Raw genomic sequence first — 16,033 nt, forward strand, 5'->3', positions numbered from 1 at the left:
TCGTTCAACTACTTAAAACGATCGGCATTAAGCAAATTGCTGGTGTTTTTTTGCATAGAGAGTAGAAGTTGAATAGTTATTCTAGGTAACTCTAAGTGCCAAAATAAATGTAATTCAAATAATAAATATTTTTCATAGCTTTACTGGCACATTGTGTAAATAAAAATCGGTTACAACAGTGATGGTTTTGACTGGGTATTTGCATTCGTGGTATACATTTTGTGTTCAGCATGTAAATTGACTTTATAGGGAAGTGAAATGACTAAACATGGAAGTAATGTTTTTTATTTATTTTCATCTAACTCTAAAAAAAGAAGAGTTCATGTAGCATTTTCTTTAACACTTTATAGGATATTATCGTTTTTTATTTTATTAAATCTTGTCTCTGGGTGTGTTTCACATTCCTCAGTAGATGAGTTGCTCGCAAGTAAGTCTTTAGTTCTACCTGTATCACATAGCGCATTATTCAATACTCAGACTATTCCTGTTCCGTCAGTTGATAGCTTATCAAGTCTTACAAGTGAACAGCGCACTGAATTAAATGATTTCATAAGAAGAAAAGAGATTGAAAAACTTTCACCCAGAAAACAAGTTGTTGAATTCATCAGTAGTAAAATGCAACACTTTAACTACGAGGGTAGAAATTATATCGCATCAGAAGCATTGAGAACCCAGAGTGGAAATTGTATGAGTCTAGCTTTGTTGACTTATGCAGTTGCTAATATATTGAATGTAGAAACCACTTTTCAAGTAATTCACTCTTCTCCATTACTTACTGATATTAAAGATGATTTGGTTGTTAGTTCGGATCATGTTCGCGTTTTTCTATCTGAAAGCGCATATAAGGGTCACTATCTAAGTGGTGGAAATCATACAGTTATTGATTATTTTCCAGACGTGAATGATCGAGCTGGCGCTATTGTTAGTGAGAAGGAGTTTCTTGCGATGTTTTATCGTAATCTTGCAGTAGATGCTTTGCTGGAAGGTGACTTAAGTCGAAGTTTCGCAATGCTTGAAAGAGGGGTTTTATTAGCGCCTAAGTACTCACCTGTTATAAATATGATGGCAATATTACACCGTCGTGCAGGCGATTATGACACTTCTCGGGATTTTTATAAATATGGACTTGAAATCGCTGATAGCCAAGTTGTGTTACTTAGTAATTATCGACAACTTTTAAGACAGGTTGATGATAAAAAAGAGCTAAGTTCAGTCGAGGCACAACTACTTGCTCTTAATGACTCAACACCTTATGAATGGTACGGTTTAGGGCTCGATGCATTAAAATCTGCGGACTATAAAAAAGCACAAATCTATTTAAAAAAATTTTTAAATAATACGCCTTACTTCCATAGAGCTTACTATGATCTTGCTAGAGCCCAGTTTGCTTTGGGAGATATACGCTCAGCACAAGAGTCTTTGCATCAAGCGTTAGAGTTAGCAAAATTACCTGATAACCTACAAATGTATAAAGCAAAATTGCAATGGTTAAGTCAACAAAATCATTAATATTTGGGAGCATTTGTTTTGACGCTTGTTGGAAAACAAGCGTCAGTTTTTTAAACATTACTCGTCTTTTGGCTGACCTTGGATGATCTTCTTGCCCGAGAACATGGCAGAAATAATCCCAGGTTGACGTTTAACTTCGGTATAAACCACTGCGAATACATGCAGTAAAATCAGTAGCAAAAGTAGATATACCGCATAAACGTGAACTTCACCGGCAAGTCCCTTCAGCGGTTTAAGCGCATCTGCTTTTTCGGTATTTACCCCAGTGGCATCATAGGGTTTTAAGCTTGCAGGGTCGACATTGGTATCGGCCAGATAGCTTTGTACTGCACTACCTAACGGCGGGTAGTAAATATCTGTTCCTGCGCGTAAAAGCCCAGTTACCATGATAGTGACTAACAGCAGCATAATGCCGAGGACAGCAAATTTACCTTTAGGATTATGACCTAAATACTGCGGATTTTTACCCGCGGCCAGTTCTGACTTGTAGGCCATTAACTCATTTTTGCTATTGGCATTGGGAAACATATGGCTGAAACGCGCATATTTGTTACCGACAAAACCCCACGCAAGGCGAATGATGAGGTTGATTGCAAACGCATATCCTATCCACACGTGTAAAGTTTTTAAGCCAATTTTGCCAGTTAGCTCAGTGATGCCTAACTCAGTGCGATACATCATGATGCCACCCACTAAGATGAGTGCGAGCACGAGAATGACATTAATCCAATGGAATAACCGAGTCGGTTTGTCCCACACTGGGTAGGATTTGACTTCAAGCGCGGTGGGTTTACTGCTGGACATGGAATTTCCTTATTTTTTGTGTTGATATGATCTTACGCTTTTATCTAAAAATTTCAGTAATTTTTTTCAGTTTCAATTAAGACTTCTGATTGATAGTGGATTCAACGAAAGTGTTAGAAGTTTTTGATTTGCGTACGGTAAATATTTTTCACGTAAGTCTTTTTAATCTGTTTTATCTAATGCTAATATCGTCACCACGATAGACTTGGAAGTCTATTGAACGGATGTTGAAGTTGTATTGAGATGATCTTAGGTTCTCAAAGTGAATAATCGTTAATCAGACAGGGAGTGAGCAGGATGTTCAAAATATTACATTGGATTGTAGTGTCACGATCGCAAGTATTAATGGAACTGCTAGCAGGACGTTGGCCACAGGAGTTTCTCGTTAAGTTGACGCAAGTCAGCCCAGATGAGATGTGTGAACAAATCAAGGATAATCATGCCTCCATGGTAGTGATTGATTTAGCGACTGTTGATCTTCAAAAAGCCCATCAATTTCAGCGTTTACTTGCCCGTGAACAACCAAGTGTACGAGTCGTCTATTTACAATTCCCTAAACAAGTGGATGCGCGCTTTTTAATGCAAGCTGCCACGACCGCAGGGGTGTTTTATCTCGATGCGGGTTTAACTGAGATTAGCCTAGGATTCTCGAATATTTTACGAGGCCATAGGGTGATCCCAATTCAACTCGTCAATGGGGTGAACGATGACTTTGGTTTGTTCGAAGATACTGAACCGCTGACGATTCGTGAGCGAGAAGTATTACAAGCTCTCTTAACGGGTAGTACTAACTTAGATATTGCCAATCAGTTGTTTGTCAGTGAAAGCACGATAAAAACCCATTTGTACCGAGTCTTCCGTAAGATAGGTGTGTCGAGCCGTGGTCAAGCGATCGCGTGGGCGCAGACCTATTTGCACGATGTGGTGGTTTAAGTCTGTATTAGCACTGATAGAAGACACTGATTTAGCAAGGGAATACTGATCTAGACATAGATGTGTGCGTTTAGAGATTAGTACCTAAGTTAAGTGTTATCTCAGAAATGATAAAAGGGGCTTTTGCCCCTTTTGTTTTTCTTAAAACCTGTCTAATCAAAACGTTAAATTAGCGTCCTAACCAAGCCGCGAGTTTAGTCTTGTCACTAATTGCTAGGGCGACAGTGTCCTTAGGCGCGGCAGTTATCATCAATTCACCTGTCATCAGTTCATCCCGTCTAAACCAATGTAGATTCAAGGATTCACCCAGCGGATATTGCTGCAGCTGCGACTCAAATTGCGCGCTGACTTGCAAGTTATCGGCGGCGATTAAGATATCCCCCGCACTTAATCCCGCAAGGTGGGCAGGGCTGCCTTGGGTAACAGTCACCACTTTCAATCCCATCGGCGCCGCTTGAGTTTTCGCGCCAAAGGCAATGTCATAACCTTTCGCTTGCCCGCCGCCCACATCCTGCGGACCTTGGCTGGCTCGAAGGTTAAACTCGACGCCAAATTCGGCAAGTAGCGGAGCCAGTGGAATATCGTCGGTGTTATCTAAGTAGGCAAACAAATCGTGGCAATCACGGCCTAGGAGTCGCTCGACAATCGCTTGGTGACAGCCGTCAGTCGTGCCTTTGTCTTGCAGAGCATATTCCTGCCATAAAATCTGCATAACATGGTCGAGATTGTATTTGCCTTGGGTTTCACTGCGCAGGGTTAAATCTAAGTACAGCGCAAACAGCGCGCCTTTGGTGTAATAACTGATGATGGCGTTTTGCGCGTTTTCATCCTGCTTATAGAACTTAGTCCAAGCATTAAAGCTGGAGTCCTTAACACTTTGTTTGAAGCGGCCTTGGCTGCGATAGACGCGGGTGAAGGTCTCACTCAGCATATCTAAATAGCTGTGTTCGTCTACCAGTCCGGCGCGATAGGTGAGGAAGTCATCGTAATAGGAGGTGATGCCTTCATAGGCCCACAGTTGTGGCGTATAGGTTTCAGCCTCAAGTTTATAGGGTAAAAAGCACTCCGGCTTAATCCGCTTCACGTTCCAGCTGTGGAAATACTCGTGGCTGCACAGGGATAAATAAGTGCGATAGTCGTTATTAATTGGCGCATCGAGCGACAACGGCAAATCCTTGCGTGAACACATTAATGCGGTAGAAGCTCTGTGCTCTAACCCGCCAAAGCCATTGTCTAATACTGTGGTCATAAACAAATAACGTTTAAACGGCGCAGGCGTACCAAATAGGTTGATTTGATATTCGCAAATGGCTTTTAAGTCTTGGCAGAGTCTTGGCATGCAAGCGCGGTGGCGGCCATTGAGTACGATATCGTGTTGGACGCCGCAGGCATCAAAACTGGCTAAGGTAAATAAGCCCATTTCCACTGGATGATCGATAAGCTCGTCGTAGCTTGTTGCACTAAATTGGCCAAAAGCAAAGTCGTCACCACTGATGCGGGTCATGCTGGTAGCGACGCGCCAATCACTTAATGTGGGCTCAGAGGGCGGTAACATAGTGACAGTGTGGGTTTGTTGTTCAAAACCGTGGGCGGATAAAAATACGCTACTGCCGTTAAAGAAGCCGTGGGTTGTGTCCAAATGCGCAGTACGCACCGACAGATCCCAAGCATACACTTGATAAGTTAGAATAATTTCGCTGCTATTATTGTCAACCGACCAAGTTTGCTTATCTAGTTGGGTGAGCTTAAGCGTTTGGCCATTAGCATCTTGTACCTTGAGTTCAATGATATTTTTAGCAAAGTCGCGCACCATATAACTGCCAGGTAGCCAAGCGGGTAGGCTAAAGACCTGCACAGGCTTGGGCTGGGATAATGTCATCGTGACTGCGAATAAATGGGCTTTCGGATCGACGGGGATTATCTGGTAATGGATCATATTTATCCTGCAAAACCTGAGTGTTTTAATGGTGGCCATGCTGCCAAAAATGCCTGCAACTGGCAAATGAAAAGCAAAATATCTACAGACACAAAGTATTGAATTGTCAATATACCCAAGCAACCTGAAGATACGAGTTCAGAGCGCCTAGGGTGCTTCAATTCAAGGCGCATCAATGACAGAATGTCGGCCACCTTTTGAATTGATGCAACACGGGAGTGGAGTGCCCTAGACGCTCCGTTCCGGCGGGTTTTAACGCACTTTATGCTTTGTTGGTTATTTTTAACTTAGCCCACTAGGTCCGCAAATAACCGCCTTGCCTAAAGTGCGTTAAACTCCCGCTGAATCATGCATCTTCAAGTTGTTTGGGTATATACTATGCCAACTAACCCAAGGAGGACGCCCCATGGCCGAAGAAACGATTTTCAGCAAAATTATTCGTCGCGAAATTCCCGCGGATATTCTGTATCAAGATGAACTTGTGACTGCCTTTAGAGACATTTCCCCTAAGGCGCCAACCCATATTTTGATTGTGCCGAATCATTTGATCCCAACGGCGAACGACATGAAAGCCTCTGATGAGCCGGTACTTGGCCGCATGATGACAGTTGCCGCTAAATTGGCGGCGGAAGCGGGTATCGCTAAAGATGGCTACCGACTGATCATGAACTGCAATCAACACGGTGGACAAGAAGTCTATCACATTCATTTCCACCTTGTGGGCGGGGAGCCTCTGGGGCCCATGTTGAGCCAAGGCAAATGAAGGTCAATTCGGATTTTTTCCCGCTGACCCAAATGGCGCAGCGGTTTGTTGATCAACTCGCTCAGTGTCGTCGTCTCGGTTTAACCGTACTGGAGGCGAGCGAGCACCATGTGTTGATTGAGTTGCCCTACAGCACTGAATTAATTGGTTATCCCGATACGGGCGTTATCCACGGCGGAGTCATTACCACTTTAATGGATACCGCCTGTGGCAGTGCTGTGGTTAGCGCGATATTCCATAAATTCAAATTGTTAGAAATCTCACCGACGCTCGATTTGCGGGTGGATTATATGAAGCCCGCTCAGCCCCATAAGCCTGTGTTTGGTTTTGCGGAATGCTACAAGTTGTCTTCCAACATTGCCTTTACCCGCGCGATTGCTTATCAAGACAGCATAGATGATCCTATTGCCCATGCTGTTGGTTCCTTTATGCGGATCAGTCCAGAAATGGTGGGTGATGCCTTTAGACAAGCGCTGATGGGTGAAGCCGTGCCTGAAATAGGAGACACTGATGAGCGCAAATAATTCGGAACTTGGCACCGCCAGTGCCACTCAACACGCCCAAGTAAAAGCGCCTATCGATGTGCAAGGCATTGTTAAACGCGCGACTGAGCTTAACGATTTCGGCCATTTACTTGAGCACGTCCCCTATGCCAAATTTATTGGTATGAAGGTGGAACGTTTTGGTGATGAACTGATTTTTAAACTGCCTGCTAAGGACGACAATATCGGTAATCCTGTGTTGCCAGCTATCCATGGCGGCGTCATTGCAGGTTTTATGGAGATGTCAGCGATAGTGCAGTTGATGGTCTTTATGCAAACAGCCAAAGTGCCTAAAGTGGTTGATTTTTCCATCGACTATTTACGTGCAGGACTGCATAAAGATAGCTTTGCTGAATGTCGTATTACCCGTCAGGGGCGAAGAGTAGCCAACGTGAATATCGATTGTTGGCAAACCAATCGTAAGCAGCTCATCGCTACGGCACGGGCGCACTTTCTGATTGATTAACTCGTTTTATTGAGCAGATGTTCGAGGGATGATTAAGTCTGTCTTGTTAAGCATAAGTTCAGCACAGTTCGATTAGCTTGTCGTTTAATGGGAAATGATGCGCGCTGGCCGCGCATTTTGTCGCGTGACTGGGAGAAAGAGATGAAACAAATTTATACAGGACTATTATTGACCGCGGCGCTGACCTTAGGCGCTTGTGCCTCACATACCGCAGGTATTTCAGTGAGTTCGCTCGGTGAAACCCGCGTCGATAATTCCAGCTTTGCCCGAGATATTGGAGTTGAAAGTGTGGATGCACGCCGAGTTGGCGATTTAGTGCAGGGCTCTGCGCTGATTGTTAGCAAATCATCAACTGACATGCGTGTGCAGTATAAATTCACTTGGTACGACGCCAGCGGCTACACCATAGAAGATGAAGCGACGAGCTGGAAATCAGTCAAGTTGCATGGCAAGCAACAATTGCAAGTCGCCGCCGTGGCGCCCAATGCCCAAGCGGTTAAATTTGATGTGTACGTGCGCGAAACCTTTTCGAATTAAGCGGTGAGCTCGCCCAGAGAATGCCAGCTATGCTGGCATTTTTCATTTTATGAGGTAAATGTGTCATCCCATCCTATTACTCATGTATACTAGGCGTCGCCAAGGGGTGTTTGCAGCGAATGAATTTACGTTAATTACTGCAAACTGAGATGTCAGTTGACGAACCCTTAGAACCTGATCCGGCTAATACCGGCGTAGGAATGGGCCAATCAACAGCACACTTCTGAATCGCTTATTCGTTGCCGGATCTCAAACTATGTATTTGAGGTCCTATGTTAAACAGTAAAACGCTAAACAGTAACACGTCAAAACGCCATTCCCCGTTTTCAACCATCACACCCAGCTTGTTTTTAACCCGAGCGCCGCTGGCGTTAGCCATTGTTGCCGCGCTGAGCACTTCTGCATTTGCACAAACCGATGCTATTGATAAACCCGATCCCAGCACTGAGATGGAAGTCATGGTGGTGACGGCGGATTTTCGCAGCTCAAGTTTAGAAAAAATGCCTTCCAGCATTACCGTTATCGACAGTCAAAAAATTCAAGATGAAAGCGCGCAGCATTTCGAGGATGTGCTTAATTCTATTGCTAACTTTAACTGGTCAGGTGGAAGTTCGCGGCCAAAATATTTTCAAATTCGCGGCGTAGGTGAGCAAGAGCAATACCAAGGTGCGCCTAATTCTTCTGTGGGTTACATCATTGATGATATCGATTTATCCGGTATTGGTATGGTGTCGAGCATGTACGATCTACAGCAAGTCGAAGTGCTGCGTGGACCACAGGGCACACGTTATGGCGCCAATGCTTTAGCGGGACTGATTTATCTGAAAAGTAACGATCCCACCGATGTGTTTGAACATGGCGGCGAAGTCTCGTTAGGCGATGATGATTTACGCACGTTTAGCGGTTTCAGTTCTGGCCCATTAACGGATTCTGGCAAGCTGCTTTATCGCGTGTCACTGCAGCAACATCAACAAAATGGCTACCACGACAACCTCTATTTAGGCCGTGACGATACCAATGGCCGCGATGAGTTCAGCGGCCGCGCTAAGCTGCGCTGGTATGCGACTGACGATTTGCAGTTTGATTTAACTGTGCTGCACGCCGATTTTGATAATGGCTATGATGTGTGGAGTTTAACTAATTCACCGACCCAGACGACATCGGATCAACCGGGTGTCGATAGCCAGCGCACCACAGGCGCAGGCTTTAAAGCGACCTATTCTGGCGCCGAAACCTTTGAGTTAACCTCGTTAACCTCTTTTGCGAATACCGATCACCATTACAGTTACGATGGCGATTGGTCGAACCCAGAGTATTGGGCTTCTAAGCAATGCAGTGATGACGATGGCAATCTGGCGCCGTGCCAATATGATTATTTTTGGGATAAAACGGGTCAGCGTAAAACCGCGTCGCAAGAGTTTCGCTTAAGTTCTACCGAGCAGGGCCGAATCTTTGCGGACAGCACAGATTGGTTGCTTGGTGTGTACGCCATGAATCTGAAAGAAGATAACCAATTGTATTCTGAATACAATACTTGGCCGGATGAAGTCTTAGACTCTGAGTATGAAGCGACGAACTATGCCTTGTTTGGTCAGCTCGATACGGATCTGGGCTCAGATTATGCCTTATCTGTGGGTTTACGTTTAGAGCGCCGCAATAGCCATTACTCAGATACGAATAACGATAATTTCGACCCGAGCGAAACCATGTGGGGTGGTCATATTGCAGTGAGTAAAGTGCTGAATGACTCACACAACGCATATGTCCGTGTCGCGCGCGGTTACAAGGCGGGCGGTTTTAACATGACTTTGCCTGTCGAACTGAACGATAAAAAAGAGTTCAGTACTGAGACGCTTTATAACTATGAAATCGGCCTTAAATCTCATTGGCTAGCGGGGCTAATCGATACTAATCTGGCGCTGTTCTATATGGACAGACAAGATCAACAGGTGGCGGCATCCCAGCAAGACCCTGATAAACCACAGCGTTTTATTTTGTTCACCGAAAACGCAGGCAGTTCGAATAACTATGGTGCTGAGTTAGATGCGACCTGGTATGCCACGGATAATCTACAAATTTACTCAAGCTTAGGTTGGTTAGAAACCGCCTACGGCGATTATCAGTATCAGGACAAATATGGCACTGAGGTGGATTTAACTGGCCGCGATCTGGCCCATTCACCACACTTTACCTACAGCCTTGGTGGGACTTATCGTGCCAATTCGGGTTGGTTTGCTAACCTAAACCTGAGCGGTAAGAGTGAGTTTTACTATTCCGACAGCAATGAATCCCGCTCTGAGCCCTACACTATCGTCAATGCCCGCGTGGGTTATGAGGCGAGTGCATGGTCAGCCTATTTATGGGGCCGTAATTTGTTCAATGAAGAATACGGTGTGCGCGGCTTCTACTTCGGTAACGAGCCAGATAATGGCTGGGCTGAAAAGCAATATATTCGTTACGGCGATCCGCGTCAGATTGGCGTAACCTTTAACGTTAAGTTTATGTAAAAACTGATGTAATGGCACATGTCACTATGAGCCTATTGGGTTAACTCATGACTAAGCTGCAGTCCACTGTAAGGGCTGCAGCTTCTCTCAAATTTAAGGAATTAAAATGAAACTGACCGCAGAAATTAGCATGTATCCCTTCAATGAAAACTACCTCGATCCGATTAAGTGGTTCATTGGCCGGGTGGATAGCTATCCTCATATCGAGCGCGTGACGAATGCGATGGCAACACAAGTGTGCGGCGATTATTTAGATGTGATGACGATGCTGGCGACCGAGATGCAAGCTGCCCATGAGAAGTGGGGCAAGGCAGTATTTGTGTGTAAGTTTATCGGTGGTGAGCTTAATTTAGCCCACAGCGAATAACGCTGTACCGTCACATACGCGATAAATAGGCAGTGAGAACAACACAATGACAGATTTATGGTTAACCTTGGTCGAGAGTATGAATGCGGCCTTTGGTGAAGTCCATGTGATGACCGCATGGGAAGCCTTGGCGGTACTGCTGGCCATGGCATATCTACTGCTGGCGATGAAGGCGAGCGTCTGGTGCTGGGCGGCGGCCTTTGCCAGTACCGCCATTTACACTGTGTTGTTTTGGAAGGTGTCGTTACTGATGGAGTCAGTGCTGAATATCTATTATATGGCGATGGCGCTCTATGGATATTGGCTCTGGACCCAAGGCGGCGATAAACATCAAGGGGTAAAAGTGACCACTTGGCCGTTGAAAACCCACTTGAAACTGATCGCGGTGACGGGCGTTATTTCGCTATTAGTCGGTCACGGCATGGCAACGTATACCCAAGCCGCGTTCCCGTATTTAGATGCGGCCACGACCTGTTTTGCTGTGATGACGACCTATTTAGTGGCTAAGAAAGTACTTGAGAACTGGCTCTACTGGGTCGTCATCGACATAGTGTCTATATACCTCTATCTCAGCAAAGGCTTGATGCTGACCTCGTTATTATTCGTACTCTATGTGGGGCTTGCTGTAGTAGGGTATTTCCTGTGGCGCACTGCATTAGCCGACGCCCGTGAGGCCAATGCGTTGAAGTTACTCAGTTAATGCCCGATGTAATCGCAGCCATGCAATACACTGCAGGCGAATCATTCAACGCACTCTTGCCCATACTCAAACGAGCTGGGCTGGAGCAAGTGTTAAGTATTTGCGAGCTTTCGGGCGGCTTGAGTAATCATAATTATAAGATCACTACGCCTGCAGGCAGTTATGTGCTGCGGGTCAATGCCGATGCGGCGGACAGTTTTTGCACCCGCCAGCAGGAGCGTTTTTACTGGCAACAACTCGCCCAAGCTAAACTTGCCCCAGCACTGCTGTGGGTGAGTGAAGATGAGCGCTATTACCTCAGTGATTTTATTGAGAGTGACCTTATCGAGAGTGGCCTTATCGAAAGTGCTGTAGCGAGCGGAGCAGAGTGTGCAGTAATTGAACACAATGTGATTGATAGCGAACGCTTTCAACGTAAACGCTTCATCCATTGGCCTGCATTAGAGCGCCAAACCAGTGCCGCTGATTTTATGCTGGGGCAGTCGTCTTTGGGCATTTTACATCACGGCGATTCACAACAAGCTTGTTTAAATCCTGAGCCTTGGCTGATGCCAATAGAGCAAGATAAGCATCCCAACTCAGCTGCGCGTTTACTGCTGGAATTATTGCTGCAATTGCGGGAACTGCCCACAGGTCCTTATGCCATTAGTATCACAGAGCAATGGCAGGAATATCACCAGCAGATGTTTGCCTATCAGGCATCTCTTGCGCTCACGCACGATTGGAGTGAGCGAGTCGCTAAGCTGCTTAATATCCAAATCGACATCAAATATTGGTGTGATGACTTAGCGGCTTGTTTAATTAAGCCGCAGTTTTGCCATCGCGATCTTAATCCCCACAATTTGCTACTCAAAAACAACCGTTTGTATTGTATCGATTTTGAGTATGCGACGGCGTCGCATCCCCTGTGTGAGTTAGCCGTAGTGTTAGCGACCCATGCATTAACGCCTGCACAGCAAAATGAGTTAGTGACACAATATCTGAGTGAACATCCCTATGTCACGGCCCACGCCGTAGCGGCCGTGCCTGCCGCTATTGACATGTACTGGGTATTTGCTTGCTACTGGGCATTATTGATGGCTGCGCAAACGGAGCCCAGTCGTAGCGCCGACTATCTCGCATGGTTTGATTGTTTTTGGCCGCTCATCACCCAAGAATCATAACGATTAGCTGCACGATTGGCGATTTAAAGCAGGCAAAGTATTAACATATTAAAAACCTTTATTAGACAAACTTGTTTGATATAAGAGGCAACTTTATATAGGCTCAAGCGTCATATTAGCAACAGTTCTAGGATGGATGATTCAGAATGAAAAAAGGCGTGATGCTACTTGTGTGTCTCTTAGGCTTAAGTGCCTGTTCCACTAAATTCAGTTACCATTTCCTCGATTGGGCTATCGGTTGGGAGCAAGAGGACTACGTTACCTTAGATAAACCGCAGCAAAAGGCATTTGACGCCCTCATTGAAAAATTTGTCCTGTGGCACCAATCCAAAGAATTGTCCCACTATGTGGTGCAATTAACCGAAGTCGAAAGCCTCATCAAAACCAATACCTTAACACCAGTATTATGGGCCGAGCATGTGGAGATTGCTAAGCGGCATTGGTTTCGTTTGTTTGAGTTTGCCTTGCCAGAATTACTGCCCATCATCATGTCCTTGTCAGATGAACAGGTGAAGCAAATCCTCGCCAAATTACGGGAAGATGAGCAGGAGCTCGTCAAAGAGTTTGCCGGCAAAACTCCAACGCAGTTACAAAAAGAGGCCGACGAAAACCTTCAAGAGCAATTTGATGACTGGCTTGGCAGTGTGAGTGAAGAACAAAAAGTGCTTATTCATCAGTATAATCAACAGCGTTTATCCACCTTAGATATGTGGCTTGAATATCGGCACGAATGGTTACGTCAGTTTGAGGTAGCCCTTGGGCAGCGCGCCGATAAAGCGCTATTAACCGAGCGTTTGACCCTGTTGATGACGCAGCCTGATGAGCTTAAGTCTGAGCAACATAAAGTGTTTTTGCGTAAAAATACTGAGGCATTTGGGACCTTACTGCTGGCAATGCACACGAGTTTGTCGGAGAAGCAGTCGAAACATTTTTATAAAAAGTTGGGTGGGCTCATTCAAGATCTCACCGAGCTTAATCAAGAAGCCATTGAAAAAGAGGCGAGTGCAAAAAAAGCCTAGGCCATGAAAGATTTATTGGCTTGCTAGGGTCTATTCCTGCAAGCCAATAAATTAGTCAAAGAGAGACACTATGCCACTTGCATCCCTTTACCAAAAATTGCTCAATATGAGTCGCTATTTCGATGGCTTAGCGCCATTAGCCCTCAGGATTTACCTTGCGCCAGTGTTGATGCAAGCGGGCTATAACAAGCTCGCCCACTTTGACGATACCGTGGCTTGGTTTGCCAATCCCAATTGGGGTTTAGGCCTGCCAATGCCGGCGGTAATGGCAGGATTGGCAGCGGGAACCGAGTTCTTTGGCGCTATCTTATTGCTGCTTGGGCTTGCGACTCGGCTGATATCTATCCCTTTGATGGTCACTATGTTGGTCGCCGCATTTACCGTGCATTGGCCAAATGGCTGGTTAGCGATTGCCGATGGCAGTTCTTGGCTAGCTAACGACAGAGTGCTTGAAGCAGGGGATAAACTGGCGAAAGCCAAAGAGTTACTGCAGGAGCACGGTAATTACGACTGGCTGACCAGCTCAGGTAACTTAGCTGTGCTTAATAATGGGATAGAGTTTGCGGCAACTTATTTCATTATGTTGTTGGCACTCTTTACCTTAGGCGGCGGTCGTTACACTAGCCTAGATTATTTTATCGCTAAGCGCTGCGGGGTTAAGTAAGCCTTTTATAAAGTGCTCTTGATTTTAAATAGCAATCAAAGCGTTAAATCCCACCCATGCGGTGGGATTTTTTTATGCCTCTTTGCCAGCAATTTGCTATGCTTGAACGCAATTTATATCGAACTAGGATAAGAACTTGGACGCTATTGAACTTTTGCTCACCCGTCAATCGACCCCGCGATTAATCGCTCCCGCTCCCGATGCGACTCAATTAAAAATCATCTTAGATGCCGCCATTCGTGTGCCAGATCATGGTGCCTTAGCCCCATGGGAATTTATTATTGCCACTGACCAAGGGTTAAACACCTTAGCCGAAATCTTTGTTGAGGCGGCTAAAGCGAGTGGCGCCGATGAGGATTTCGTTAATAAAGCTAAGGGCATGCCAATGCGTGCGCCTATGGTGATTACCGTGGTGGCGAAAACGCAGCAACATCCTAAAGTCCCCGTACTTGAACAACAAATTGCAGCGGGCTGCGCAACGATGGCGATGCAACAAGCGGCTTTTGCCTTAGGTATTGGCGCAGTATGGCGCACAGGGGATTTTGCCTTCGATGCCAATGTGAATGCCGCCTTAGGCCTTGAGTCACACGATCAAATCGTCGGCTTTTTGTATGTCGGTACGCCAGCGGTTGTGGCACCCCAAAAACCGCAAAAGGACGGCAGCCAATACGTCCGTTATTTATGAAAAATAGTTTAAAAACATTTTAAAAAAAATTGTCTATTTCTAGTGGAGAAATCCTATGCAAGTGGCGCGTACTCCTAGATTAATTCTGCGGCAGTTAACCCCAGCCGATGCTTCATTTATGTTAGTCTTGCTCAATAGCCAAGGCTTTATTGAGAATATTGGCGACCGAGGAGTACGCACGCTTGTGCAGGCCAAGGATTATATCCTCAATGGACCGATGAAAAGTTATGCCGAGTGTGGTTTTGGCTTTTACGCCGTCGTGCTCGCAGAGAATGGATTCACTATTGGCATCTGCGGTTTAATCAAGCGGCCGACGCTTGATAATGTCGACATAGGTTATGCATTTTTGCCGCAATATTGGGGTAAGGGTTATGCATTCGAAGCCGCGAAAGCCGCTTTTGACTTAGGTAAAAGTTTAGGTATTGAGCGTATTGTCGCGATTGTGAGTGCTCATAATGGTGCTTCAAAGGCATTGCTGAACAAACTTGGATTACAGTTTGAGCAGTGTTTACAGCTCAGCCCAGATGATGAGCCTGTTGAACTGTTTGGCGAGTCATAACCTATTGTTTGTATGGGTTTTTATTTTATTGTAATTCGGCGTTCTTTACTCTAAAATTCCGCAAAATTTACTGTCGAGATATGGCAATCATATCTCTTATTGACGCCCCTCGAAAATCAGGCTCACTTAATCCCTCCTTGAGCCCTTGAGTACAGCAAAAGCGTAGCCCTTTTATTGGATGTAGCATAATGGTTTCGCAATTAAGTGAAGCAATGCTGGACGTGATCGCTGATGCCTTGGTAGACAAAGGCTATATCTTTTTATCTGACTTAGTTCCTCACAATATTAGCCAAGTGCTATTGGAAAAAATTCAATCGACGCAAGCACATGAGCTAAAAGCCGCTTCTATTGGTCGTGGCGCCGAGCAGCAATTAAATCCCGATATTCGCCGCGACAGAATACAGTGGCTAGAAGAGCACAACGAGCCTGATGCCCAATATCTTGAGCTGATGACGCAACTCAAAAATGGCTTGAATCGTCGCTTATTTATGGGGTTATTCGACTATGAAAGCCACTATGCGGTATATCAGCCAGGGGCATTCTATAAAAAACATGTCGATGCGCTAAAAGGCAGTCAAAACCGCATCTTAACCACAGTGTTTTTCTTAAATCCCGACTGGAAAGCGGCAGATTGTGGCGAGTTGATTATCTATGATGAAGCTGACATTGACATTGAGATTGAACGTATCGCACCTAAAATGGGCCATTTTGTGATTTTCCTCAGTGAGCGCTTTCCCCATGAAGTGACTAAAACCTTGGCCCAGCGTAATAGCATTGCGGGTTGGTTTAGGGTCAGTAACAGCGTGCATGGCTTTTAACTTTAGCGTTTAACTATGGTTTTTAACTTTGGTTCTAACTTTGGTTCTAACTTTAGTTTTT

17 protein-coding genes and 1 riboswitch are annotated in these 16,033 nt (G+C 45.3%); of the genes, 15 read left to right on the top strand and 2 right to left on the bottom strand.

The genetic code is table 11. The features are described from left to right. The first annotated feature begins 258 nt into the window (after positions 1 to 258). Positions 259 to 1,509 (top strand): tetratricopeptide repeat protein, encoded by a 1,251-nt coding sequence (locus FW758_RS08840; protein ID WP_446445190.1) that lies wholly within the window; start codon positions 259 to 261, stop codon positions 1,507 to 1,509. Between the two features lie 57 nt (positions 1,510 to 1,566). Here FW758_RS08840 and FW758_RS08845 read toward each other — a convergent pair whose 3' ends face one another. Then, positions 1,567 to 2,313 carry a cytochrome b/b6 domain-containing protein gene (locus FW758_RS08845; protein WP_259524077.1) on the bottom strand — a complete coding sequence of 249 codons (747 nt, stop codon included), beginning with the start codon at positions 2,311 to 2,313 and terminating at the stop codon, positions 1,567 to 1,569. 297 nt (positions 2,314 to 2,610) lie between these two features. Here FW758_RS08845 and FW758_RS08850 point away from each other — a divergent pair, with 297 nt between their 5' ends. Next, entirely contained in the window at positions 2,611 to 3,246 is a 636-nt protein-coding gene (locus FW758_RS08850) for a LuxR C-terminal-related transcriptional regulator (RefSeq protein WP_006081301.1), read from the top strand. A gap of 169 nt (positions 3,247 to 3,415) precedes the next feature. Here the strand turns inward: FW758_RS08850 and FW758_RS08855 are convergent, their stop codons facing one another. After that, positions 3,416 to 5,182 (bottom strand): M61 family metallopeptidase, encoded by a 1,767-nt coding sequence (locus FW758_RS08855; protein WP_446445191.1) that lies wholly within the window; start codon positions 5,180 to 5,182, stop codon positions 3,416 to 3,418. A 406-nt stretch (positions 5,183 to 5,588) separates the two neighbouring features. Between FW758_RS08855 and hinT the strand changes: the two genes are divergently transcribed. The 13 genes from hinT (at position 5,589) to FW758_RS08920 (ending at position 15,972) form a co-directional block, all read left to right on the top strand. Further along, entirely contained in the window at positions 5,589 to 5,945 is a 357-nt protein-coding gene (gene hinT / locus FW758_RS08860) for a purine nucleoside phosphoramidase (RefSeq protein WP_006081303.1), read from the top strand. Beyond that, on the top strand, positions 5,942 to 6,469 hold the full coding sequence (locus FW758_RS08865) for a PaaI family thioesterase (RefSeq protein ID WP_006081304.1): 528 nt from the start codon (positions 5,942 to 5,944) through the stop codon (positions 6,467 to 6,469). Before hinT ends, FW758_RS08865 begins: the two co-directional genes overlap by 4 nt. Beyond that, positions 6,456 to 6,953 carry a PaaI family thioesterase gene (locus FW758_RS08870; RefSeq protein WP_006086342.1) on the top strand — a complete coding sequence of 166 codons (498 nt, stop codon included), beginning with the start codon at positions 6,456 to 6,458 and terminating at the stop codon, positions 6,951 to 6,953. Before FW758_RS08865 ends, FW758_RS08870 begins: the two co-directional genes overlap by 14 nt. A 141-nt stretch (positions 6,954 to 7,094) precedes the next feature. Continuing rightward, a complete protein-coding gene (locus tag FW758_RS08875) occupies positions 7,095 to 7,490 on the top strand; it encodes a YcfL family protein (protein ID WP_259215710.1) in 396 nt (131 codons plus the stop codon). A gap of 92 nt (positions 7,491 to 7,582) precedes the next feature. After that, positions 7,583 to 7,708: riboswitch (TPP riboswitch) on the top strand. A 54-nt stretch (positions 7,709 to 7,762) separates the two neighbouring features. Beyond that, positions 7,763 to 9,997: a TonB-dependent receptor gene (locus FW758_RS08880; protein ID WP_446445192.1), complete on the top strand. Its 2,235-nt coding sequence runs from the start codon at positions 7,763 to 7,765 to the stop codon at positions 9,995 to 9,997. Between the two features lie 106 nt (positions 9,998 to 10,103). Continuing rightward, complete coding sequence (locus FW758_RS08885) at positions 10,104 to 10,364, top strand: hypothetical protein (RefSeq protein ID WP_006081308.1); 261 nt, start codon at positions 10,104 to 10,106, stop codon at positions 10,362 to 10,364. Between the two features lie 46 nt (positions 10,365 to 10,410). After that, a complete protein-coding gene (gene pnuC / locus FW758_RS08890) occupies positions 10,411 to 11,064 on the top strand; it encodes a nicotinamide riboside transporter PnuC (protein ID WP_012196928.1) in 654 nt (217 codons plus the stop codon). Beyond that, on the top strand, positions 11,064 to 12,227 hold the full coding sequence (locus FW758_RS08895) for a phosphotransferase (RefSeq protein WP_446445193.1): 1,164 nt from the start codon (positions 11,064 to 11,066) through the stop codon (positions 12,225 to 12,227). The genes pnuC and FW758_RS08895 overlap by 1 nt, the downstream gene beginning before the upstream one ends. A gap of 146 nt (positions 12,228 to 12,373) precedes the next feature. Next, positions 12,374 to 13,246 (top strand): DUF6279 family lipoprotein, encoded by an 873-nt coding sequence (locus FW758_RS08900; RefSeq protein ID WP_126492145.1) that lies wholly within the window; start codon positions 12,374 to 12,376, stop codon positions 13,244 to 13,246. A 70-nt stretch (positions 13,247 to 13,316) separates the two neighbouring features. Further along, on the top strand, positions 13,317 to 13,910 hold the full coding sequence (locus FW758_RS08905) for an HvfX family Cu-binding RiPP maturation protein (protein WP_107947146.1): 594 nt from the start codon (positions 13,317 to 13,319) through the stop codon (positions 13,908 to 13,910). 136 nt (positions 13,911 to 14,046) lie between these two features. Next, positions 14,047 to 14,595, top strand: coding sequence for an NAD(P)H nitroreductase (locus FW758_RS08910; protein WP_107947147.1), 549 nt, complete (start codon positions 14,047 to 14,049; stop codon positions 14,593 to 14,595). Positions 14,596 to 14,650: 55 nt separating this feature from the next. Continuing rightward, on the top strand, positions 14,651 to 15,154 hold the full coding sequence (locus FW758_RS08915; RefSeq protein WP_446445194.1) for a GNAT family N-acetyltransferase: 504 nt from the start codon (positions 14,651 to 14,653) through the stop codon (positions 15,152 to 15,154). A 188-nt stretch (positions 15,155 to 15,342) separates the two neighbouring features. Further along, a complete protein-coding gene (locus tag FW758_RS08920; RefSeq protein ID WP_446445195.1) occupies positions 15,343 to 15,972 on the top strand; it encodes a 2OG-Fe(II) oxygenase in 630 nt (209 codons plus the stop codon). Positions 15,973 to 16,033: the final 61 nt, after the last annotated feature.

The organism is Shewanella sp. 1180_01 (genome assembly GCF_052850535.1).